The 23694-nt window shown below is 70.8% G+C and carries 17 protein-coding genes and 1 pseudogene; 8 read left to right on the top strand and 10 right to left on the bottom strand.

Features of this window, described 5'->3' with window-relative positions:
* Positions 1-1072: transposase (locus VIM26_RS13580; protein ID WP_331952041.1), on the bottom strand; the 1072-nt coding region annotated here is incomplete at its 3' end.
* 48 nt (positions 1073-1120) lie between these two features.
* Between VIM26_RS13580 and garR the strand changes: the two genes are divergently transcribed.
* The 4 genes from garR to VIM26_RS13560 all read left to right on the top strand — a co-directional run bounded on the left by garR (position 1121) and on the right by VIM26_RS13560 (position 5777).
* Complete coding sequence (gene garR, locus VIM26_RS13575) at positions 1121-2131, top strand: 2-hydroxy-3-oxopropionate reductase (protein WP_331952039.1); 1011 nt, start codon at positions 1121-1123, stop codon at positions 2129-2131.
* Positions 2128-3456 (top strand): enolase C-terminal domain-like protein, encoded by a 1329-nt coding sequence (locus VIM26_RS13570; RefSeq protein ID WP_331952037.1) that lies wholly within the window; start codon positions 2128-2130, stop codon positions 3454-3456. Before garR ends, VIM26_RS13570 begins: the two co-directional genes overlap by 4 nt.
* A 26-nt stretch (positions 3457-3482) precedes the next feature.
* Entirely contained in the window at positions 3483-4622 is a 1140-nt protein-coding gene (locus VIM26_RS13565; protein WP_331952035.1) for a glycerate kinase, read from the top strand.
* A gap of 249 nt (positions 4623-4871) precedes the next feature.
* Entirely contained in the window at positions 4872-5777 is a 906-nt protein-coding gene (locus VIM26_RS13560) for an endonuclease domain-containing protein (protein WP_331952033.1), read from the top strand.
* 87 nt (positions 5778-5864) lie between these two features.
* On the opposite strand, the gene VIM26_RS13555 is transcribed toward VIM26_RS13560, so the two are convergent.
* The 4 genes from VIM26_RS13555 to VIM26_RS13540 all read right to left on the bottom strand — a co-directional run bounded on the left by VIM26_RS13555 (position 5865) and on the right by VIM26_RS13540 (position 12124).
* Complete coding sequence (locus VIM26_RS13555) at positions 5865-6269, bottom strand: nuclear transport factor 2 family protein (RefSeq protein WP_331952031.1); 405 nt, start codon at positions 6267-6269, stop codon at positions 5865-5867.
* Positions 6266-7582, bottom strand: coding sequence for an MFS transporter (locus VIM26_RS13550; protein ID WP_331952029.1), 1317 nt, complete (start codon positions 7580-7582; stop codon positions 6266-6268). Before VIM26_RS13550 ends, VIM26_RS13555 begins: the two co-directional genes overlap by 4 nt.
* A complete protein-coding gene (locus VIM26_RS13545) occupies positions 7575-8915 on the bottom strand; it encodes a pyridoxal phosphate-dependent aminotransferase family protein (RefSeq protein ID WP_331952027.1) in 1341 nt (446 codons plus the stop codon). Before VIM26_RS13545 ends, VIM26_RS13550 begins: the two co-directional genes overlap by 8 nt.
* A 71-nt stretch (positions 8916-8986) precedes the next feature.
* Positions 8987-12124 (bottom strand): putative bifunctional diguanylate cyclase/phosphodiesterase, encoded by a 3138-nt coding sequence (locus VIM26_RS13540; RefSeq protein ID WP_331952025.1) that lies wholly within the window; start codon positions 12122-12124, stop codon positions 8987-8989.
* A gap of 217 nt (positions 12125-12341) precedes the next feature.
* Between VIM26_RS13540 and VIM26_RS27080 the strand changes: the two are divergent.
* A pseudogene (locus VIM26_RS27080) lies at positions 12342-12716 on the top strand (diguanylate cyclase domain-containing protein); the annotation flags it as partial.
* 72 nt (positions 12717-12788) lie between these two features.
* Here VIM26_RS27080 and VIM26_RS27075 read toward each other — a convergent pair.
* From VIM26_RS27075 to VIM26_RS13520, 4 genes are all read right to left on the bottom strand, one after another.
* Positions 12789-13268 carry a hypothetical protein gene (locus VIM26_RS27075; RefSeq protein WP_414696484.1) on the bottom strand — a complete coding sequence of 160 codons (480 nt, stop codon included), beginning with the start codon at positions 13266-13268 and terminating at the stop codon, positions 12789-12791.
* Positions 13269-13398: 130 nt separating this feature from the next.
* Positions 13399-16419, bottom strand: coding sequence for an EAL domain-containing protein (locus VIM26_RS13530; RefSeq protein WP_331952021.1), 3021 nt, complete (start codon positions 16417-16419; stop codon positions 13399-13401).
* A gap of 794 nt (positions 16420-17213) precedes the next feature.
* A complete protein-coding gene (locus VIM26_RS13525) occupies positions 17214-17894 on the bottom strand; it encodes a FadR/GntR family transcriptional regulator (RefSeq protein ID WP_331952019.1) in 681 nt (226 codons plus the stop codon).
* Positions 17891-19075, bottom strand: coding sequence for an L-talarate/galactarate dehydratase (locus tag VIM26_RS13520; protein ID WP_331952017.1), 1185 nt, complete (start codon positions 19073-19075; stop codon positions 17891-17893). The genes VIM26_RS13525 and VIM26_RS13520 overlap by 4 nt, the downstream gene beginning before the upstream one ends.
* Positions 19076-19213: 138 nt before the next feature.
* Here VIM26_RS13520 and VIM26_RS13515 point away from each other — a divergent pair, with 138 nt between their 5' ends.
* Positions 19214-20266: a LacI family DNA-binding transcriptional regulator gene (locus VIM26_RS13515; protein ID WP_331952015.1), complete on the top strand. Its 1053-nt coding sequence runs from the start codon at positions 19214-19216 to the stop codon at positions 20264-20266.
* Position 20267: 1 nt separating this feature from the next.
* Here the strand turns inward: VIM26_RS13515 and VIM26_RS13510 are convergent, their stop codons facing one another.
* Positions 20268-21548, bottom strand: coding sequence for an ROK family protein (locus VIM26_RS13510; protein ID WP_331952013.1), 1281 nt, complete (start codon positions 21546-21548; stop codon positions 20268-20270).
* A 177-nt stretch (positions 21549-21725) separates the two neighbouring features.
* On the opposite strand from VIM26_RS13510, the gene VIM26_RS13505 reads away from it, so the two are divergent.
* Complete coding sequence (locus tag VIM26_RS13505; RefSeq protein ID WP_331952011.1) at positions 21726-22709, top strand: ROK family protein; 984 nt, start codon at positions 21726-21728, stop codon at positions 22707-22709.
* A complete protein-coding gene (locus VIM26_RS13500) occupies positions 22706-23656 on the top strand; it encodes a sugar ABC transporter permease (protein WP_331952009.1) in 951 nt (316 codons plus the stop codon). The genes VIM26_RS13505 and VIM26_RS13500 overlap by 4 nt, the downstream gene beginning before the upstream one ends.
* The last annotated feature ends 38 nt before the right edge of the window (positions 23657-23694 follow it).

The following is a 23694-nucleotide window of genomic DNA, read 5'->3' as shown; positions in this document are numbered from 1 at the left end:
CAGCCAGGATCACCCTGGCAGCGTTCACGTCCCGGCCCGCGGTGAAGCCACAGGTCGAGCACGTGAAGATTCGTTGACCCAGTTCGAGGTGCCGCTTGGCTCTCGCGAAGCACCTCGAGCAGGTCATGGTCGTGTACGCGGACTGAACCAACACCACCGTTCGGCCAGCCCGCAAACCCCGGTAGATGAGCTCTCGCTTCGCTCCGCCGATGGCGGCGTCAGCGGCCTTGCGCGCCATGGTGGACCTCGCGAGGAACGTCGGCGTGAAGTCCTCCACGGCGATCAGCTGGTGGGCCTCGACGATCCTCTTGGCCCAGATACGCGCGTCGTACTGAACTTGCCGGGCGCCCTTCTTGTGCAGGGCCGCCGCGTCGCGGCGCGCCCGGAGGTACCCGTTGGACTGTGCCCCGTTCGAGTGGTGCCGGCGCGCCATGCGGCGTTGCGCTTTGGCGAGGGCGTCGGCGGACCGTTTGCGGTGCTGGGAGTGGGGCAGGTCGAACACGGGGTTGGTGGTGGTTGCGGTGGCGGCCACGCCCCAGTCCACACCGATTCCACCGTCTACGTCCGGCGCCTGTTGGGCTTCGCGGCGCACCACGAACGATGCGTACCAGTGCCCGAGCGTGTCTTGAAAGACGCGGACGCTCGTCGGGTCGGACGGCAGGTCCCTGGACCACACCACCGGGATGGTGATGCCCTTGGGCAGGACCAGGCGTCCGTCTCTCACGCTGAACCCGCGCGTCGAGTACTCGAGGGACGGCAGGGTCTTCTTCCGCGCCTTGAACTTCGGGCGCCCGCGCCCCTTGACCTTGAACGACTGGTCGAGGCTCCGGGCGTAGTCGCGCAGGGTCTGCTGCTGGGTGACCTGCGAACCCTCCGGCAACCAGGCGTGCGCCCTACGAGCTTCGGTGAGGAGCTTGGACAGTTTCGCGAACGTGGGCTTGCGCCCAGTCTTGGACTGGTGGACGGCCTCGTTCCACAGGAACCGGCACCGGTTCCACTCGCAGATCAGCGAGGCCTCTGCCTGCGCGCCTGGACGGAGGCGGTACGTGTACCGAACCGTCTCAATGGGCATAAAACCACCATATCCGACAGAACTGACGTTCGACCGAAAGGAACCAGCGTGTCGCTGACCACACACGAACACCCCTACCTCTCCATGGCTGATGCCCAGGGGTCTCACGAGCTCGTTCTCATGAAGATCGGATTCATCGGACTGGGCATCATGGGCAAGCCCATGGCCACAAACCTCCTCGCGGCCGGTCACGAGCTCGTCGTGCGGGACAACAACCCCGCCTCGGTCGCCGAGCTGACCGCGCTCGGTGCCCGCGAGGCCGCCACCCCGAAGGAGGTGGCGGAGCAGGTCGACCTCGTGCTGACCATGCTCCCCAACTCCCCGCACGTCCAAGCCGTGGTGCTCGGCGCCGACGGCATCCTGGACGGCGCCCACGACAACCTGGCGTACATCGACATGAGCTCGATCGCGCCGCTGGTCTCCCGCGAGGTCGGTGCCGCGCTGGGCGCCAAAGGCATCGCGATGCTCGACGCCCCCGTCTCCGGCGGCGAGCCGAAGGCGGTCGACGGCACGCTGTCGTTCATGGTCGGCGGCCCGCAGGACCTGTTCGACACCTACCGCGGCGTGCTCGAGGTCATGGGCGCGTCCGTGGTGCGGGTCGGTGAGCTCGGGGCCGGGAACATCGCCAAGCTCGCCAACCAGGTGGTCGTGGCGCTGAACATCGCCGCCGTGTCCGAGGCGCTGGTGTTCGCGCAGAAGGCCGGCGTCGACCCGGAGGCCGTGTTCGAGGCGATCCGCGGCGGGCTCGCCGGCTCGACGGTCATGGAGGCCAAGGCGCCGATGATGCTGGACCGGAACTTCGCGCCCGGCTTCCGGCTGAGCCTGCACATCAAGGACCTCACGAACGCGATCGAGACCGGCCACGAGGTCGGCGCTCCGGTGCCGCTGACCGCCGCGATCCTGGAGATGATGACCGCGCTCAAGGTCGACGGCCGCGAGCTCGAGGACCACAGTGCGCTCGTGCGCTTCCACGAGAAGCTCGCGGGCCTCGAGCTCGCGCGGGGACCGATCACGATCGCCGGCGGCCGGCTCGACCTCGCCGACGAGTCCGTCGCATGAGCACCCCCACGATCACCAAGGTCTCCGTCTACCCGGTCGCGGGCCGGGACTGCATGGAGCTGAACCTGTCCGGGGCGCACGGCCCGTACTTCACCCGGAACGTCGTCGTGCTCGAGGACTCGGCGGGCCACCGCGGAATCGGTGAGGTTCCTGGCGGGGCGAAGATCACCCGGACGCTCCAGGACGCGACGGCGCTGGTGCTCGGCGCCGCGCTCGGTGACTACAAGAACGTGTGCCGGGCGATCGCCACGACGTTCAGCGGTCGCGACACCGGCGGCCGCGGCCAGCAGACGTTCGACCAGCGCGCCACCGTGCACGCCGTCACCGCATACGAGTCGGCGCTGCTCGACCTGCTCGGCAAGCACCTCGGGGTGCCGGTCGCCGCGCTGCTCGGCGACGGGCAGCAGCGCGAGTCCGTCCGGGCGCTGGGCTACCTGTTCTACGTGGGTGACCCTGGGAAGACCGAGCTCGAGTACGACCGCGAGCTCGACTCCCCCGTCGACTGGTACCGGATCCGGCACGAGGAGGCGCTGACTCCGCAGGCGATCGTCGCCCAGGCCGAGGCCACCTACGCGCGCTACGGGTTCAAGGACTTCAAGCTCAAGGGCGGCGTGCTCGCCGGCCCGCAGGAGGTCGAAGCCGTGCGGGCGCTCAAAGCGCGCTTCCCGGACGCCCGCATCACGCTCGACCCGAACGGCGCCTGGTCGCTGGCCGAGGCCGTCGACCTGTGCCGGGACCTCGTGGGCACGATGGCCTACGCCGAGGATCCGTGCGGCGCGCAGGACGGCTTCTCCGGCCGGGAGATCCTGGCCGAGTTCCGCCGCGCCACCGGCCTGCCGACGGCGACCAACATGATCGCCACGGACTGGCGACAGCTCGCGCACGCCCTGGCGCTGCAGAGCGTAAGCATCCCGCTGGCCGACCCGCACTTCTGGACCATGCAGGGCTCGGTCCGGGTGGCCCAGCTCTGCAACGACTTCGGGCTGACCTGGGGCTGCCACTCGAACAACCACTTCGACATCTCCCTCGCGATGATCGCGCACTGCGGGGCCGCCGCTCCCGGGGAGTACAACGCGCTGGACACCCACTGGATCTGGCAGGAGGGCGTGGAGCGACTGACCGCGAACCCGATGACGATCGTGGACGGCCAGATCGCGATCCCCGACGCGCCGGGACTGGGCGTCGAGATCGATCTGGACCAGCTCGCGGCGGCGCACGACCTGTACCTCACCAAGGCGCTGGACGCGCGGGACGATGCGATCGGGATGCAGTACCTGATCGAGGACTGGGCCTTCGACGCCAAGTCGCCGGCGCTGGTCCGCTGAGGGCGGGCGGCGGTCTCGAGGAGGGCATGGCCGTCATGCGGTTCGTGCTGGCTCCGGACTCGTTCAAGGAGTCGATGACCGCACCGACCGCCGTGGCCGCGATGGAGCGCGGGATCCGCACGGTGTTTCCGGGCGCCGTGTGCGTGGGCGTGCCGATGGCCGACGGCGGCGAGGGCACGACCGACGCCCTCGTCGCCGCCGTCGGCGGGACGCACCGGACGGCGTGGGTCCACGACGGGCGTGGCCGGCCGGTCTGCGCCCGCTACGGGTACGTGGCCGAGGAGTCCCTGGCGATCCTCGAGATCGCTGCCGCGGCGGGGATCGACCTGGTCGCGCCGGGCGAGCGTGACCCGCGGATCGCGAGCACGTTCGGCGTCGGCGAGCTGATCCTCGACGCGCTCGACCACGGCGCGCAGCGCTTCGTCGTCGGGCTCGGCGGGTCGGTCACGAACGACGGCGGGGCCGGCATGCTCCAGGCGCTCGGGGCCCGCCTGGTCGATGCCGCCGGGCTGGACCTCACTCCTGGTGGCTCGGCCCTCGCGTCGCTGGATCGGATCGACCTCGCCGGGCTGGACGCACGGTTGAGCGCCGCGACGTTCGAGATCGCGAGCGACGTGACGAACCCGCTACTCGGACCGCAGGGGGCCAGTGCGGTGTTCGGGCCCCAGAAGGGCGCCGACGAGCACGCCGTCCGCGAGCTCGACGCGGCGCTGGATGTCTACGCGCGCGTCGTCGCCCGGGCGACCGGGCGCGACGTCGCCGGGCTCGCCGGGGCGGGCGCGGCCGGCGGCCTCGGCGCGGCGTTCCTTGCGTTCTTCGACGCGCGGATGAACCGCGGGGTCGACGTCGTGATGGCGGCCGCGCATCTGGACGAGCGGATCATCGGCGCCGACTACGTGTTCACCGGGGAGGGCAGCGTCGACGCCCAGACGGCGCTCGGCAAGACCCCCCTCGGTGTCGCGCGGGCGGCAGGGCGCCGCGGCGTGCCGGTGATCGCCTTCGCCGGCCGCATCGGTCCCGGCGCCGAGATCCTGTACTCCCACGGCTTCGCAGCACTGGTGCCGATCGTGCAAGGCGTGACCGACCTGCCCTCCGCCCTGGCCGACGGCCCAGCCAACCTCGAACGAGCCGTCGCCACAACCTGCCGCCTCCTCGCCCTCACCTGACGCCGAGATGTCGATTTCCGCCCATCAGATCGACGACGGACGGGCGAAAATCGACATCTCGCCGACCTGCCTGCCAACCGCAAACCCGCCGAGATGTCGATCTTCGCCCGTTCCAACGGCTTCCGACGGGCGGAAATCGACATCTCGGCGGGCAAACGCTGGATACACAGGTTGGCGGATTGGGGCGGGGTGCACAGGCGGACGCCGGCGGGGTTACGCGCGATGGATGGGGAGTTCAGCCTGTCAGCCATGACCGCTCAGCTTCCGCTCCCCGCGACGCTCCGATCACGTCCGTTCAGCACCGCGGAGGCGCTTGCTCTGGGCGTCAGCGAGAAGATGCTCCGGCGCGTCTCCCTTGCGAGTCCGTTCGCAGGTGTGCGCCACGACGGCCCGTCTCCCGATTCGACGCTCGAGCGGTGCCGCGCCGCGTCGACGTTCCTGCCCGACGGCGCGCGCTTCAGTCACGTCACCGCGTTGCGGCTGATCGGGACCGAGGTGCCCTGGCGGCTGGAGTCGGACAAGCGGATTCACGTGACCGTTCCCGCCGGCGCGTACTACCCGCGGTGGGTCGGCCTCGTTACTCATGCGAGCGGGCTCGGACCGCTGCCCACCGTGTGGTGCAGCGCGTTGGCGGTGAGCTCGCCGGCCCAGACCTGGCTGCAGCTCGCAAGGGAGCTCCCGATGGACGACCTCGTTGTGCTCGCGGACGCCATGACCCGCCGCAAGACCGCAGCCACGACCCTTGAGATCCTGCAGTCGCAGGTCGCCACGGCGCGCCCGGGCACCCGTGGCATCCGCGCGTTACGCGAAGCGCTCGCGTTGGTCCGGCCGCTCACCGACTCGTCCATGGAGACCCGTGCCCGCCTCGCCATCGTGCAGGCAGGCCTGCCGTGCCCGGAGGTGAATCGACCGGTCCTCGACACCTTCGGTCGATTCGTCGCGATGCCCGACCTCTCCTACCCGGGGCTCAAGATCGCCATCGAGTACGACGGCGACATCCACCGCACGGACCAGGCGACCTGGCGACGAGACATCACGCGACGCCAGGCGATGGAGGCACTCGGTTGGCGCGTCATCACCTGCACGGCCGACGACGTCCTCCGCCACCCCGCCCGCCTGATCACCTGGATCCGCGCCGCGATCCATAGTTCGTGACCCCGCCGAGATGTCGAAATCCGCCCGTCAGATCGCCATCGGATGGGCGGATTTCGACATCTCGGCGGAGGTTGGAGGATCGTCCGCCTAGGAGTCGGCTGCGGGGGCCGTCGGCTCCGATCCGGCCAGCAGCGCCCACCGCCAGCGGGCATCCTCCCGCACGAGGGCACCGGTGATCCGGTAGGGGAAGACCTGGTCCGCGTGGCCGGGCCGGATCTCGACGCCCCGGCCATCGCCGAACATCCAGACTAGCTCGTGGGTCCCGCCGTAGGTCAGGTGCGGAAGGTCGAAGGAGTAGGTGGCCTCCCGGCGGAGCAGCCGGGCGAAGAGCGGCCGAAGCGCGCCGGCGCCGGTGGCCGTCTCGCCGCCCTCGGAGCCGGAGTAGGTCGCGGTCGGCGACCGGCTGAACGAGGTCAGCAGGCCCTCGAGGTCGCGGGCCTCGAAGGCCCGGGACAGCTCGCACAGGATCGTGCGCAGCGTCGCCTCGTTCATGCGCGCTGATGCTGCGCGGGCGTCGACGGGTCGGTGACCAACGCCCCGTCCGCGGCGCGCATGCCGGGCAGGAAGAGGGCGCCGAGGGTGGCGGCGGCGCCGATGAGCCCGGCGCCGACCAGGGTGGTGCGGACCCCGACGAGGGCGGCTACTGGCGCGGTCAGGGCGAAGGAGACCGGCAGCCCGGCGATGGAGATGAACCAGTCGAGGCTGGAGACCCGACCCAGCAGCGCCGCCGGGATGAGGCGCTGCTTGGTGGTCACCCACGCCACCGTGCCCGCCGCCTCGAGGCCGTTGATGAGCGCGCAGATGACCATGAGCTGCCACCCGGCACTGGCCAGCCCGTAGCCGGCGACGGCGAGGGTGGCGGCGGTCCAGCTGATGTACATGAAGGTCAGCTGACGCCGCGGCAGGCCCGTCGACCCGAGGATGACGGCGGCCGCTATCCCCCCGATGCCCCCGGCGGCCAGGATCAGGCCGAACTCCGCGGCCGTCCCCCCGAGCATCTCGCGGACGACGTAGGGCAGGAGCACCTCGGTCGGACCGATGAACATCAGGTAGGCGACGGTCGCCGAGGCGAAGGTTCCCCACAGCCAGACCTGCCCCCTCACGTACCGTCCCCCGGCCAGGGCATCGGCCAGGGGCGAGGGCTGCTCGGAGGTCTCGCCCGACGGCGGTGTGCCCGGCCGTGCGCCCGACGGCGGCCTCGCGTGGGTCCTCATCGCCGCGAGGCAGGCGGCCGAGACCAGGAAGCTCACGGCGTTCAGGGCCAGCCCCCAGCCGACCCCGAGGCCGGCGATGAGCACGCCCCCCACCGCGGGGCCGGCCAGTCGCAGCATGGTCGGGCGCAGAAACTGCTCCAGGGCGTTGGCCCGCTCCAGATCGGGGCCGGGCACCAGGTCGGGCACGATCGCGTCGAACGCCGGTGCCGCGATGCCGGCGCCGGCCCCGTAGACCACGCTGAGCACCACCAGGTTCCACATGCGCACCTGGCCCCCCAGGACGAGCCCGGCCACCACCGCGACCGCCACGAAGCGGACGACGTCGGCGACCAGCAGGATGCTCCGCCGATCGGCACGGTCGCTCAGCACGCCCCCGCAAAGCAGGGCGAGCAGCTGGGGGACGGTAGCGCACAGGCCGAGCAGCGCGAGGGCCTGCGGGCGGGGCGAGATCGTGTACGCCTGCCACGCGAGCGCCACGAGGTACACCCCGTCGCCCAGCAGCGAGACGCTCATGCCCAGCCACAGCAGCCGGAAGCGGCGATGGCGCAACGGCGCGAACAGCGATCCGGCGGCGCCGGGCCTGTCAGCCATCGCCGCGGGGGCGATGCGTGGGAAACCCGGCGAGACGCAGGTGCTGCGTGGCCGGGCCGCCCGGCACGGCGGGCGCGACGGGCGGGTGGTCGCGACGTGCGAGGCCGAAACGGTCGGCGACCGCTCGCACGGCGGCGCACAGCTCGGTGATCTCGTCGTCGCCGTTGGCGGCGGTGATCTGGACCCGGAAGCCGACCTCGGAGCGGGGCACGAGCGGGTAGGCGGCCAGGGTGACGTAGATGCCGGCGTCGAACAGGAACCGGCCCACCGCATCGATGTCGTCCGCGTGCTCCAGCGGGAGCTCGATGATCGGCAGCCCGGAGGTGTTCGGCGTCGCCAGGCGCAGCGCCGAGGTCGTCTCGAGCACCCGCGCGGTCTTGCGACACAGGTCGGCGCGGATCTCGTCCCCGCGGGCCTCGTTGACGTCGAAGCCCGCCAGCACGGTCGCCAGGGACGCCACCGGGGACGGGCCCGAGAACAGGTACGGGGCCGCGGCGACCTTCAGATGGTTCTTCAGCCAGGTCGGGACCGCGAGGAAGGCGAGGAGCGAGGAGTAGGCCTTGGAGAACCCGCCGACCAGGACGATGCCGTCGTACGTCTCGCCGGCGTAGCGGACGATCGAGTTGCCGCGCGAGCCGTACGGGCTGGTCTCGCGGGGCGAACGCTCGCCGATGACCCCGAAGCCGTGCGCGTCGTCGACGTAGAGCAGCGCGCCGTGCGCTCGGGCGAGGGCCGTGTAGGCCGTGAAGTCGGGGGCGTTGCCCGTCATGCTGTTGACGCCGTCCATGCAGATGACCTTGGTGACCCCCGCTGGGGCCGCCCGCAACTTCGCCTCCAGGACCTCGAGATCGCCCGTCGGGTACCGGTTCAGAGTGGCCCCCAGGCCGCGGGCGACCACGCAGCCGTCGTAGATCGTGCGGTGGGCCTGTCCGTCCAGGAAGATCCAGCCGCGGCCGACGATCGCTGGGATCACCGACATGTGGATGTGCGTGATGGTCGGCAGGACGAGGGTGTCCTCGGCGCCGAGCAGCTCGGTCAGTCGCTCCTCGATGTCCAGGTAGGGACGCGGGTTGCCGAGCAACCGGGACCAGCTCGGGTGGGTCCCCCACCGCCGCAGATACCCGTCCACCGAGTCGATGATCTCCGGCTCCAGGTCGAAGCCCAGGTAGTTGCACGACGCGAAGTCGGCCAGCCAGTGGTCCCCGATCCGGATGCGCCGGCCCCTGACCTCCTCGATCACGGCGTCGTACATGGGCGAGGATGACCGGAGCCGTTCCAGGTCCGCCCACTTCGGGTTCGCGGCGGGCAGAAGCGCGGGATTGGTCCATTGCATGGGTCGGGTCCTCACTGGGACAAGAGCGGGGGAAGGGGCCGAGGCGCCGACGGGGTCGCCGGTGCCCTCAATCAGGGGTTCAGTTCCTCCGAGATCCGCTGGGCCGGGGTCGGGACGGATCGCAGGGCGGGCACCCGGAGCCGGTTGATGTCCCGCTTCCCCGTCACCGGGTGCGGCCCCAGCTGCGCCGAACTGGAGAGCAGGGCAAACAGCTGATCGGGCTCGACCGGCTTGGAGTACAGGTATCCCTGAGCAAGGCGGCAGCCCATCGACCAGAGCTCGTCGCGCTGCCCGGCGCGTTCGATCCCCTCGGCGACCACCTCGAGCCGCAGGGAGTGGGCCAGGGAGATGATCGCGTTGACCAGGGCGCTGCCGTCGAGGTCACCGACCCCGAGTCCGTCGACGAACGACTTGTCCACCTTGAGGATGTCCATCTGGAACTTCTGCAGGTAGGAGAGGCTGGAGTAACCGGTGCCGAAGTCGTCCATCGCGATCTTGATCCCGAGGTCGCGCAGGGCCCGGAGCTGCTCGGAGATAACGGGCGCGTCCAGGGCGAAGATGCTCTCGGTGAGCTCCAGCACCAGCTGACCCGGGAGCACCCGGTGGCGCACCAGCGCGGCGCGCACCTCGTCGACGAACCCGGTCTCCTGCATCTGGCGGGCGGAGACATTCACCGACATGCGCAGGCCGGGATGACCGGCGTCGGCCCAGAGCCGCGTCTGGGCGCACGCCTGGTCCAGCACCCAGCGGCCGAGCTCGACGATCATCCCCGTCTCCTCGGTCAGCTCCACGAAGTCCACAGGTGGGAGCAGGCCGCGGCTGGGGTGGTCCCACCGCACGAGCGCCTCGCACCCCACGACCTCGCCGGTCTCGATGGTGACGATCGGCTGGAAGTGCAGCACGAACTCGTCGCCGTCGATGGCGCGTTCCAGGTCGGACCTGCGGCTGAGGCGGTCGAGCATCCGGGTGCGCAGGTCCTTGTGGTACAGCATCACCTGGCCCTTGCCGCGGTCCTTCGCCGCGTAGACCGCGAGGTCGGCCGACCGCATGAGATCGGTCATGTCGAGCGAGTCGTGCGGTCCCCCGGTCACCACCAGCCCGGCGCTGGCGCCCACTCGGAGGATCTCGCCGAGGACGGTGAAGGGCTTCGCGAAGGCGAAGAGGGCCCGCCTGGCAAAGCTCTCGGCCTCGGAGACGTCGGCGAGGTCCTCGACCAGGACCGCGAACTCGTCGCCGCCGAGCCTCGAGACGGTGGCGCCGCCACGCACCGTGGACCGCAGGCGGGCGGCCACTTGGATCAGCAGCTCGTCGCCGGCCGCGTGGCCGCGGGTGTCGTTGACGATCTTGAAGTCGTCCAGGTCCAGCAGCAGGAGCGCGACGACCGATCCGCGCTGCGCGGTGCGAGCCAGGGCGTGCTCGGCACGGTCATGGAAGAGGGCCCGGTTGGGCAGGCCGGTGAGTGCATCGTGGAACGCCTGGTGCTTGAGCTGCACCTCGAGCGCCCGCCGCTCGGACACGTCGCGCATCGTCAGGACGATTCCGCCGACGAGCGCGTCGTCGAGCATGTTGTTGGACAGCACCTCAAAGGCCATCAACGCGCCGTCGCGATGCCGCAGGTGCCAGTCGGTGATGGCCTGGGTCGCGGAGGTGCCGGCGGCGAAGCCCGCGAACATGGCGATCGCCCCGGCCCCGTCCTTGGCGTCCAGGAACTCCGCGAGCGAGCGGCCCAGCACCTCGCCGGGCGGCAGTCCCAGGTTCCGCCCCAGGGACGGGGTGCCATAGGTGATGTCGCCGCGCGCGTTGACGACGACGATGATGTCCGAGGAGTTCTGCAGGATGCCCCGGAACTGCTCCTCGCTCTGCCGCTGACGGAGGTTCTCGGCGAGGCTGGCGCTCTCCAGCGCCAGGGCGACCTGGGCCGCCAGGGTCGACAGGGCGCCATGCAGATCGAGGGTCAGCGGCGTCAGTCGCTCCACGACCAGCATCCCGCGGGTCTCGAGGTCGTACCGCAGCGAGGTCACGCTCAGGGTCCCCGCCGCGTCGAAGTGTCCCCCCTCCACGGCGATGCCCCAGAACAGCTCGCGGCGCTCGTCGTCCTGCGGGGCGCCGGACTGCGCCACGCAACGGACGCCGTCGGGGCCGGCGAGGTAGATGCCGACCCTGGTCACCTCGGCCGCCCCGGTCAGGGCGCTGGCTCCGTCGAGGGCGACCTGGAAGATTTCCGGCGGATCGTGCGCGGCGACCAGGGCGCCACCGAAGGACCGAAGGATGCGTTCGCGCTTGACGGACTGCTGGTGGACGTCGAGGATCCCCCAGAGCCGGGCGATCACGAGCAGGGAGAGGGCCGCCGAGAACAGGGCCACGGTGCTCGCGTGGACGTCCTTGCCGGTCACCGACTCGGCGAACAGCACGACCGGAACGATGAGGGTGACCCCCGCGAGGAGGGTGACGCGGAGCCGACCCATCGGCGGCCGTCGATCGAGCTGGATCTCGCCGAGCCGGACCATCGAGGGGTGCAGGGCGGCGCAGCCCCAGGCCACGTAGAAGGTCACCCATCCCGCGTCGGTGGGACCGCCCACGTGCCAGACGCCGTTCAGCTGGATCAGGCCGTAGAGCACGTCCGAAACCAACAGGCCGGCCGCCCCGAGGACCAGGAACTGCATCGACCGGCCCCGGAGGCCACCGGCGCCGACCAGGCGGGCGAGCATCGCCAGGACGAGTACGTCGCCGAGCGGGTAGGCGACCGAGATGGACCGCTGGACCCCGGTCAGGCCGGGGGCCTGGAAGTTCGGCAGGATCAGGAAGACCCAGGAGAGCAGGCCCAGGCTCACGGTGATCATGAGGGCGTCGATGAGGCTCGCGCGGTCCCGGGCCGCCGACCGACCCCGGATGAACAGGAAGATCCCGGCCGCGAACAGCGGATACGTCAGGAGGTAGAAGACGTCCGCGATCGACGGGAACGGATTCTCCTGATGCAGCGCGAGCGTCAGGATGTTGTAGACGGTGTCGCCGGAGATGAAGCAGAACTCCGCACCCGCGAGCAGGTACCACGCGACCCGCTGCTGCGGCCTGTAACGGTTGATCGCGACGACGGTGGCCACGACGGACGACAGGCCCAGCGGCGTCCAGAGGGCCAGGTGGTACTGGGGAAGGGCGAAATACACCGCGCTCACGGTCAACGCGAACGCCAGGTACACGAGCCACGCCACGCGCCCTTGCGAGCGCAGACCAACGAGCGGCGCACACGGAGCGCCCCCGCTGACCGAGCCCGGACGGACGGGACTGGACACGACTTTCCCTTCTCTCGCGGAATAGATGTTCTCCGCATCGACCGCACTCCGGACGAACTGAGACAAACGAGTGAGTGACTTGCCCCCGCTAGCTAGGGCCAGCGCTGCTCGACCGGCTCGGATCGCGGCCTGGGTCATGCAGGGCGTCTCGCTGCTCGCCGACGCCGCGCGGCGACCGTTGGGTTTCGTCGGCCAGTTCGTGGACATCACCGCCACCAAGGACGCCGAGGCGGCCCTGATGCATCTGGCGCTCTACGACCAGCTCACGGGGCTGCCGAACCGGACGATGATCGACGATCGCCTCAACCAGGCGGTGAGCCAGTACGGCGTGCCTGGCCAGGAGGTCATGGTGCTGCTCATCGACCTGGACCGCTTCAAGGTGGTCAACGACTACCTCGGCCACAGCGCGGGCGACATCGTCCTGGTTGCTGTTGCGGGCCGGCTGCGCGGACTGCTCCGTGACGGGGACACCATCGGACGGTTCGGCGGGGACGAGTTCGTGCTCGTCTGCCCCCACCCCGCCGGAGTCCATGACCCGGCGGGCCATGCGGGTCGGCGCCATGACCCGCTTCGACGTCGATGCTCACCAGCACGCCGAGCTTGGGCGGCGATGGCCAGCGTCATCGCCTCGGAAGCGACCACGAGCACACTCTCGGACCCGGTCATCTCCGTGACCCGTCTGGGTCAGGCACAGGGAGGCGGGGTCGAGCAGGCGTGCACGGAGGCGGCGGCGTGGCCGTCGGCACTGATCTGCGCGGCTTCGAGGCGCTGGGACCACGGACTTGCCAGGAGCAGTCAGGTCGGGGCGCCGCGCGGCGGTGCCCGTGCTCGTCCAGGCACCAACCCGCAGGTCCCCGGCGTTACCCGTCCCCTCGTGATCAACCGACCCGACGGCTATGACGAACGGGTCGATCGCCGGCATGGTCAACGCGCTCGGGCCAGACTCGCCGTCGTTGCCGGCGCCGACCTTGACGTTGACGATGGTCGCGTCAGGCGCCATTTCGACGACGTAGGAGCTGTTGGCCAGGTTCGCGGCGGTGAGCCCTGTGTCTCTGCCGGCAATGAGCCCGGCGAGGTGTGTGCCGTGGCCGTACCCGTCCAGATAGCGCGTGTTGGCGGACTGGGACTCGAAGGAGAGATCGGGGCCGTTGACGATCTTGCCGGAACTGTGAACGGTGCCTCGCGGCTACCGGCTACCGGCTACCGGCGTCGGCGGTGATCGGGCCCAGGACGTGCCCGAGCAGCTCCATGGCGCGATCGCCGGGGACGGCGGGCATGAACAGGAAGCCCTGGCCGGTCGCGCAGCCGACCTCCTGCAGGAAGGCGAGCTGCTCGGTGGTCTCGACGCCCTCGGCGACGACCGCCAGGCCCAGCGCCTTGCCCATGGCGACGATCGCGCGGACCAGCTCGTCGGTGCGGTCCCCGGTCGTCAGGCACCCGATGAACGAGCGGTCGATCTTGAACGCGTCCACGGGGAACCGGTGCAGCGTCTCCAGGGAGGAGTACCCGGTCCCGAAGTCGTCGATGTGCAGCCGCAGCCCGGCGTCGTGCATCTCGCGCATGATCCGCAGGGCCACCTCGGGGCGGCGCATGATTACGCCCTCGGTGATCTCGAGCGTCAGGCGGTCCGCGGTGATGCCGTGCCGCGCCGCGTTCGCGAGGATGTGGGAGAGCAGGTCGTGGTGCCAGAACTCGCGGTCCGAGACGTTGATCGCGACGTTGGTGACCTGGGGCCCCCAGTCGGAGACCTGCCGGCAGACCTCGTCGATGATCCAGCGGCCGAGGTGCACCATCAGCCCCATGTCCTGTATGTGCGGCAGGAACTCCTCCGGCAGGAGAAGGCCACGCTCGGGGTGGCGCCAGCGGACCAGAGCCTCGAAGCGGTCGGTGCGACCCGTGGCGAGGTTGACGATCGGCTGGTAGTGGATCTCGAACTGATCTTCCTCGAGCGCCCGGCGGATCTCGTGGTGCAGCCGCATCTGGTGCACGGCGTGGTCGTGCATCTGGGAGTCGAAGAAGGACACGCTGCCCGGCTCGGTCGCCTTGGCGCGGTACATGGCCGCGTCCGCGTCCCGCAGCACGTCCTCGGCGCAGGAGTACTCGATGGCGCTGGTCGCGACGCCCATCGAGGCCCGGATGGAGAGCTCGCGACCGTCGAGGTCCAGGACGGCCGCAAGGGCCTGCTGCAGGCGCTCGGCGACCAGTAGGGCGCCGTCGGCCGCGACGTCGTGCAGCAGGATCGCGAACTCGTCCCCGCCGAACCGGGCGCCGGTGTCCACCGTGCGCAGCTCGCGCTCGATGCGGGCGCCGACGGCGTTCAGGACGCGGTCGCCCATCGGGTGCCCGAGCGAATCGTTGATGACCTTGAACCCGTCCAGGTCGAGGAAGATCACCGTGAAGGCGGTCCCCTCGCGCTGACACAGGGCGATGGAGTGCTCCAGGCGGTCCTGGAACAGGCGGCGGTTCGGCAGCCCGGTCAGGGCGTCGTACAGCGCATGGCGGCGCACCTCCTCCTGCAGGCGGTCCGCCTCGAGAGAGACGCACAGCAGGGCCGCCCAGTGGCGGTACGCCTCGCGGGTCCAGGAGGTCTCGATCTCGCCGACGACGGCGAGCAGTCCCCAGTCGCGCTCCTTGGTGCGCACCGGCACCACGATGTAGACCTCGCGATCGGCCGGCTGGGTCGCCGCGATGAGCGAGGCCGGGGGGAACTGCTCGGGCGTCGTGGTCGTGCCGACCAGGTTCGACACGAGCCTGGCGGGGTCGTAGGCGCCGACGATCCGCAGCACGCCGCCCTGCGGCCCGTCCTCCCACAGCGCCAGCACTCCCGCCCGTACATGGGTGCCGACCAGCCAGCCGAGCTCGGTGGGGTCCGAGCGGCCGATGTCGAGCAGCCCGGCGTCGACGACGTACTGCTCGTCGAGCGCCGCCTCGGCGGCCTCGGCCTGCCGGAGGAACGAGCCGGCCTGCAGCTGCCACAGCGCCGTCGTCAAGCGTGCCGCGGCGGTCGCCGCCGTTTGCGTGCCGCCGGCCCGCGCCGTCCCCGCGGCGGCGCGCTGGACGTACACGGTCAGGGCGCCGACGACGCGGCGCAGCATATCCGGTCGCGGCGCGAGCCGGCGCAGCGAGGAAGTCAGGGCCTTGATCTGGCCCGCGATGAGCTCGTCCCCAGTTCCCAGGAGCCGCTCAGCCTCGCGCGCGATCGCGAGGGCCGACTCGCGCAAGGGGTTCTCGTCCAGGCTGTGGCCGGTGAGGAGCGCCCCACAGAGCATGTCCTGGAGCTCGTCGAGCAGCAGCGCCGGCGACGCGTCGAGGGAAAGGTCACGCTCCGCGCCTGGCGCGCCCGGCGCGTCGTCGTCGCCGCAGCCGCACGACTCGCGCACGGCGATCACCGAGGGAGACGTGAAGGTGAGGTGCGGCACGGACTCCCCGCGCATCGCGGCCATGATGAGGCGTCCGGCGAGCGCCCCGGTCTCGTCGAACTGCTGGTTGACGCTCGACAGGGTCGGCGCGGAGAACGCGGCCGCCTCGATGTTGTCGAACCCCACGATCGCCATGTCCCGGGGCAGGACCAGCCCGGAGTCGGTCAGGGTGCGCATGAGCCCGAGGGCGTTGCGGTCCGTGGCGACCATCAGGGCCGTCGGGAGGACCGCGGACTCGAGCACGGCCAGCGCGGCCCGGACGCCGCCGCCGCGGGCGTTGTTGTTCGCCGCGAAGACAAGCGCGGGATCCGCCGTGAGGCTGTGGGTCTCGAGCGCCTGGAGGTAGGCGGCATGGCGATCACACACGTCCGGCTGGGCGAGGTTGCCCACGAACCCGATCCGCGTGTGGCCGTGCCAGATGAGGTGCTCCACGGCGGCGAACGTCCCCCCGTGGTTGTCGGGCAGGGCGAGGGGCGCGGCGAAGTCCAGCATCGGGGCGCTGGCGAGCACGACGGGTTTGCCGGCGTCGCGTAGGCGCTGCAGGAAGGACGCCCGGACCGCGCGGGTGATCGAGACGACGCCGTCGACCTCGGACCAGGCCACCGGAATGGCGAAATCGCCCTGCTCACCCGGCTCCCCGATCTCGCCACTGCTGGTGCCGGCCTCCAGCGTCTGGACCAGCAGGAGACGCCCACCGGCGCCCGCGACCTCGCGGTTGAGCCCGGCCAGGAGCCCGCCGTAGTAGTAACCGCCGACGCTGGGCGTCAGGACGAGGACGGTGTTCGGGTGTGACACGGGTCCTCCACCTTCCTCGGCCCGGTTTCCCGAGCGCGCGACCATCGCTCTATGTGGCGATCTGATCGGCTGAGGTGGCCCAAACATGAACATTCGATGGACTCGAGCGCGCGCCCGGACGACCGACCCGTAACTCAGATCAGAGAACACGCAGCGCCGTCGTGACCGTCCCACTTGCCCTGGTGTCCCCGCCCCCCGGTCCACCCGGACAGTGCGATCAACATGGCGAGGGCTGCCGGGAAAAGAAGACACGCGAGACCGGTTCGACCTACCGCGATGTCCTCAGGTCGCGTGAAGCGAAGTCGATCAAGAGGATGTCGCCCCCGCCGGACACACGTGCCACCTCTGCAGTGTGGTCCGCGGGGGCACTTCGCTTGGCGGGAAGACACCGCGCCGCGCTCACACGCTCGCTGCGACTTTCAGCGGAATCTGGCGCGGCTTCTTCAGTGTTGTTTGGCGCGGTCAGGAGGCGCGGGGCAGGTCGACGTCGGTCGGCGGCGTGGGGGCGCCAGGGTCCCGAGGACCTTGACCTGATTGCGCCCGGCGTCCTTGGCCTGGTATCGACAAGGCCGGGCGCGTACGTGAGCGCCGACGGGACCGCAACGTGGTGAAATCGGGGGCTGTGACTATGCGGACGTTCGCTCCCGGCCTCGCCCCCGGGCCGGGATACCCGCAACCAACCAACCGGCCTCCGTGGACCTCCTTGGGCAGATTCAGTCCCCAGGGCCGTTCCAGGCGTAGCGGTCGGGGTCCCAGAGTGCGCCGTGGTCGACCTGGCCGGTCTAGCTAGCTGACTAGCCGGCTAGGCGGGCCTTCGAGGCGGACAGGTGGGTGCGCATCGCTGCGCAGGCCGCCAGCACGTCGCGGCGGGCGATGGCCGCCACCACGGTTTCGTGCTCGAGGATCACCCGGTCGTAGTGCAGGTCGTTCTCGGCGGCGTCGTGCGCCCGCAGCCGGGTCTGCGGCATGGCGATCATGGTCGGGCCGAGCGAGGTGAGCAGTTCCACGTAGTAGTGGTTGTTCGAGGCCACGGCGATGTTCCGGTGGAACTGGAAGTCGGCCTCGACCGCCTTGCTCGGCAGGTCCCGGGCCGCCCGGAACGAGCTCAGCGAGCTCTCGATCCTCGCCAGCTGGCTGCCGGTCCGGCGCAGGGCTGCGAGGCCCGCGGCCTCGACCTCGCAGCCGAGCCGGAAGTCCAGCAGCTCGAGCATGTCCTGGGCCGTGCGGATCCGGCCCGGGTCGGCCGAGAAGGCCTCCTCGCTGGGCCGGACCAGCACATACGTCCCCTTGCCCCGGTGGGTCTCCACCAGGCCGACGGCCTGCAGGCGAGTGAGGGCCTCCCGGATCACCGTGCGGCTCACCGAGAACTGCTCCTCGAGCGCGCTCTCGGCGGGCAGCTTGGCGCCGGGCCGGTAGACGCCGTCGACGATCTGCGCGGTGAGCTGCTCGACGACGCCGTGGGACAGCGTGCTCACGGGTGGCCGAACTCGACCGTGTCCGTGGTCCACGCGCGCGCCTGGTCGCTCAGCGTGATGCCGATCCCCGGGCGGTTCGGGACCAGCATCCGGCCGCCGGAGGTCTCCAGGCGCTCGTTGAACAACGGGTTGAGCCACTCGAAGTGCTCCACCCACGGCTCGCGCGGGAACGCCGCGGCCAGGTGCAGGTGGATCTCCATCGCGAAGTGCGGTGCCAGCTGGAGTCCGGCCTGGTCCGCGAGCGCGGCGAGTCGCAGGAACGGGGTGATGCCGCCGATCCGGGGTGCGTCCGGCTGAAGGATGTCCACCGAGCGGTTCTCGATCAGCGCGATGTGCTCCGCGACGCTGGAGAGCATCTCGCCGGTCGCGATGGACGTGTCCAGCGCGTTGGCGAGCTGCGCGTGGCCCTCGGCGTCGTATGCGTCGAGCGGCTCCTCGATCCAGACCAGGTCGAGCTCCTCCAGCGCCCGGCCCACACGCATCGCGGTCGGCCGGTCCCACTGCTGGTTGGCGTCCACCATGAGCGGGACGTCGTCGCCGAGGTGCTCGCGCACGGCCCGCACCCGGGCCAGGTCGACCTTCGTGTCCGGCTGGCCGACCTTGATCTTGATGCCGCCGATACCCGCCGCGAGTGACTCGCTGGCCCGCTCCTTGATCTCCTCGAGCGGGGCGTGCAGGAAGCCGCCGGAGGTGTTGTAGGTCCGGACCGAGTCCCGGTACGCACCGAGCAGCTTGGCCAGCGGGAGGTCCGCACGCTTGGCCTTGAGGTCGTACAGCGCGATGTCGAACGCGGCGATCGCCTGCACGGCGACGCCGCTGCGACCGACCGACGCGCCGGCCCAGAGCAGTTTGGAGTAGACGCGGCCGATGTCGCTCGGGTCCTCCCCCAGGAGGTTGTCCGCGATCTCCCGGGCGTGCGCGTACTGCGCGAGCCCGCCGGCGCGCTTGGAGTAGCTGAACCCGATGCCGCTGTGCCCGTTCTCCGTCTTGACCTCGGCGAACAGGAAGACGATCTCGGTCATCGGCTTCTGCCGGCCGGTGAGGACCTTCGCGTCGCTGATCGGGTTCGGCAGCGGCAGCGTCAGGGTGGAGAGCTTGACGTGCCGAATGCGGTCGGTCGTGGCCTGCCCGCCAGAGATGGCGGCGAGCGGGTTGAAGAACTCGGTGATGACGGTCGTCATGGCAGTCCTCGGGAGTCGGCGCGCGGTGCTGGATCACTACTTGTCATACAAGTGAAAACTTATCAGACACGTTGTCGTCGAGGCGGCCCCGGCACGAACAGCCTCCATCCAACGACGCCCTGTGGCAGCGTTGCCCGGATGGACGAGCTAGCGGTTGCGGGGCACCGCGTCACCTTGATCGATGTGGCCAACCGCGCCGGGGTCTCGCCGGCCACGGTCTCCAGGGTGCTCAACAACAACTACCCCGTGGCGGCATCGACCCGCGAACGCGTCGTCGAGGCCGTGCAGCACTTCGACTACGTGCTCAACGTGCACGCGGGCGCCCTCGTGCACGCGAGATCAGGGATCCTCGGCATCGTCGTCGCCGACGTGTCGGACCCGTTCTTCTCCGAGATCGTCCGCGGCGCCCAGGATGTGGCCGAGGCGGCGGGCCACCTCACGATGATCTGCAGCAGCGGCGCCGATCCACGCCAGGAGCTCGCCTACCTCACCCTGTTGCGCAACCACCGGGCCGATGCCGTGCTCCTCGTCGGCGCGGGCAGTGAGCAACCCGAGCTGCAGGCCGCGCTGGCCCGGCAGGCGGACGGTATCGCCCGGCAGGGGTCCAGGCTGGTTCTGGTCGGTCGTCCGGCCCCGGTCGGCACCGACGCGGCCTCGGTCGTCGAGCTCGACAACCATAGGTCGGGCGCGCTGATCGGTGAGCACCTCGCGGGCCTCGGCCACCGGCGCATCCGCTACCTCGCCGGGCCCACTGGGACCACCACGACGAGCGCTCGGCTCGCGGGCTTCCTGGAAGGCGCACGCGCCGGCGGTGTGCTGCGCTCCGGCGTCGAGGTCGTGCACGGCCCGCAGAACCGCGACACCGGTCGCCGGCTGGTCCGCCGGGCACTCGAGGACGGTGCGGTGTTCAGCGCGGTGGCCGCGTCGAACGACCTGATGGCGATCGGCGCCCTCGTCGCCCTGCGGGAGGCGGGCCTGCGCGTGCCCGACGACGTCTCGGTGGTGGGCATCGACGACGTGCCGGTCGCAGCCGACGTCACCCCGGGCCTCAGCACGGTGCACCTCCCCCTGTCCGAGCTAGGGGCGGCCGCCGCCGAGCTCGCGCTGACCGCCGCGAGTGCCCTCGTCCAGCCGGCCTTGCCGGCTTACCTCGTCATCCGCGAGTCCACCGCGCGGCCTCCGGCAGCCTGACTCAGGACGCCTCGAACGACAGCAGGACTTGCTTACGGGCTGTGGCCAGGCCGCTCGCGAGGCCGCCGAAGAGGGTGGCGTCAGTGCCGAGGCCCGAGATGGCGAACCGCGGTTGGGTCAACGGCACGAGCTCGCCGACCCGGGCCTGCACCGCAGCGAGGTGCGGGCCGAGCTGCCGGCCGATGCCTCCCCCGACGACGACCAGCTCGGGATCGACCAGGGCGATGACCACGGCCAGGCCGCCCGCGAGATGATCGAGCACCTCACCGAGAGCCGCCCGCGCGGCCGGGTCCCCGCGGCGGGCCGCGGCGAGCACGGCGCGGGGCGTCGCGGGTCCGGGCACCTTCAGGCGTCGAGCGGCGTCGCTCCAGCCGTCCGCCGTGACCTGGCTTTCGAGCACGCCACGACGGCGCAGCGCGGCCGGGACGGGTGATGCCGAACGCGACGTGCTCGTCGTCGGCACGAAGGCGAGCTCGCCGGCGGCGCCGTGGCTGCCGCGGTGCAGCTGGCCGCCGAGGACCATCCCGAGACCCAGACCAGTGCCGATCGAGACGACGACGAAGTTCTCGACCCCGCGTCCCTCGCCGTAGGCCTGCTCGCCGAGGGCAGCGAGGTCGATGTCGTTCTCGAAGGTGAGATGGGTTCCGAACCGTTCACGCAACCCCGGCGCGAGGGCGGGATTCTGCAGGCCCAACAGGTTGCTCGCGTGTCGCACGCGGCCGGTGGTCTGGTCGTACGACCCGGGGATCGCGACCACCATGCTCGCGACCTGGTCCGCGGTGATCCCCGTCTCGTCGAGCAGGCCCTGCACCAGGAAGCCGATCTGGGCGAGCAGGCCGTCCGCACTGCGACGCGACTGCTCGCGCACGCGTGCGGTGACCGTGCCGCCCAGGTCGGCAGCGACGGCGCTCACCCATCGGCGGCCGACGTCGACGACGACCACCCAGGCCGCTTCGGGCCGCAACGCGAACAGCCGCGGAGACGGTCCGGACTGACCGGTACGGGTGCCCGCGACCCGGATGACGCCGCGGTCGGTCAGGTGCGCGAGCGCGAGGCTGACGGTCGGCTTGGACAGGCTCGTCTCGGCGACCACCTGGGTCAACGACGTCGCCCCGCCGGCGGCGCACACGACCTGGAAGACCCGGCGAGCGTTGATCTCGCGCATCAGCGCGGGGCTGCGCGCGACGTCGCCCCGCCGGGCACCGACGGCGAGGCCGAAGCGCCCGCCGACGTCGAGGCGGGCGCGTTCGGCGTGCGGTGCGGGTTGCTTGTGAGTGTCCATACCGCGTGCCTCCGTCCGCTGCGCAGCGCGCCCGGCCCGGGGCTCTGCGGTGTGGTCCAACGCGAGCGTAGCTCGGAAAGTCGGTCATAGAAAGGCCTTGCTATATGAAGGACTCCTGCCTTACGTTTCTCGGAACCCACGAAGCGGAGGGCACCAGCGATGGCCAGTCTTGACCACATGACGGCACCGCCCTGCGGACAGCGAGCCGAGCAGAGCTTCGTTCTCGGACTCGATATCGGCGGAACCAAGGTCGCCCTCGCGACGAGTTCGCTCGAGGGTGCCCTGCTGCAGACTTCTCGGATCCCGACCGGCGCAGCGGCGGGCGCCGCGCTCGTGTGGCCGCGCGTGATGGACGCCGCGCGGGAGCTGGTTGCGCGGACCGAGGCCGACCACGGCGGGGTCCTGGTCGGCGTGGGGCTCACCTGCCCCGGCGTCATCGCCGACGACGGCGTGCTGCTCGCCCCGAACAACCCGGGTTGGCAGACCCTGCCGGTGCGCCGGCTGCTCGCGGAGGCGTTCGTCGGCTGTCCGGTCGACGTCGTGAACGACGTGCAAGCCGCGGCGAAGGCCGAGCTCGAGCTCGGCGCCCTGGTGGGCGTGCGCTCGGGGCTCTTCGTCAATCTCGGCAGCGGGATCTCGGCGGCCATCGTCGTCGACGGTCAGGTCGTGCGCGGCGGTCACGGCGCCGCCGGCGAGATCGCCTACCAGGTTGTCGGGCCGATGCCCGGAGCGGCGTTCGCCGAGGGGCGCGCTCCGCTCGAGGAGGCTGTGTCCGGGCTGGGTATCGCGGCCCGGGCCAGCGAGCTGCTCGGCCACCCGGTGACCACGGCCGAGGTCTTCGCCCGGTACGACCACGACCCGCAGCTGAGCCGGTTTCTCGACGACACCATCGATCTGCTGGCCGTGCACCTCGCCAATCTCGTGGTCGCGCTCGACCCGGAGCGCGTCGTGTTCGCCGGCGGGCTGATGGCGCAGTCCGACGTCGTCCTGCCGCGCGTCCGCCGGGTGTTCGAGCGGGTGGTTCCGTTCCCGCCTGCGGTGCTCCTGGCCCGGCTCCCCGGCGACGCCGGCCTGGCCGGTGCGCTCGTGACCGCCCGTTCGGCCGGGCTCGGCGCAGCTCGCCACCCCCTGCCCTCCGCACCCACCGGGAGCCGCTCGTGACCGCCACCGACACGCACCGGGAGCCGCTCGCGACGGCCACCGACACCCGGCCCGCTCGCCCGCGACGCTCGAAACATCGCCACAACCGGTCGGGCTACCTGTTCCTCGCGCCCTGGTTGGTCGGCATCTTCGGGCTCACACTCCTGCCGATGCTCTACTCCCTGTACCTGTCCTTCACCAAGTTCGACCTGCTGAGCTCGCCGCGGTGGACGGGCCTGGACAACTACCGCGAGATGTTCACCGACGACCCGCGATTCCTTCAGTCGGTGCGGGTGACCCTCGTCTACGTCGGCGTCTCGGTGCCGCTCAAGCTGATCTGCGCCCTGGCCGTTGCGCTCGCACTCAATCGCGGGCTGCGCGCCCTCGGCCTGTACCGCGCCGTCTTCTACCTGCCGTCGCTGCTCGGGGCCAGCGTCGCCGTCGCCGTCATGTGGCGGCAGATTTTCTCCTCCGACGGCCTGCTGAACCAGGTGCTCAAGGTCTTCGGATTCGTCGGCCCGGACTGGATCGGCAGCCCGGACTACTCGATCTGGACGCTGATCCTGCTCGCGGCCTGGCAGTTCGGTACGCCGATGCTCATCTTCCTGGCCGGCCTCAAGCAGCTCCCGCAGGATGTCTTCGAGGCCGCGTCGCTCGACGGCGCCCAGGGGCCTCGCCTGTTCTTCAGCATGACCCTGCCGTTGCTCTCACCGATGATCTTCTTCAACCTCGTGCTCGAGACGATCAACGCCTTCCAGACGTTCACCCCGGCGTTCGTCGTGAGCGGCGGCAGCGGCGGACCGATCGACTCGACCCTGCTGTACACGCTGTACCTGTACCAGCAGGGGTTCACCAGCCTGCACATGGGCTACGCGTCGGCGATGGCCTGGGTGCTGTTCGTCGTCATCGCGATCTTCACCTCGGTCTACTTCGCGACCTCCCGCCGCTGGGTGCACTACGGCGACTGACCCGGCGCGAGCCAGCCCCCACACACCCCCGTGACCGA

This window comes from Pengzhenrongella sp. (assembly GCF_036565025.1).
Taxonomy (GTDB): domain Bacteria; phylum Actinomycetota; class Actinomycetes; order Actinomycetales; family Cellulomonadaceae; genus Pengzhenrongella.
This window is presented reverse-complemented; position numbering and strand designations above follow the sequence as displayed.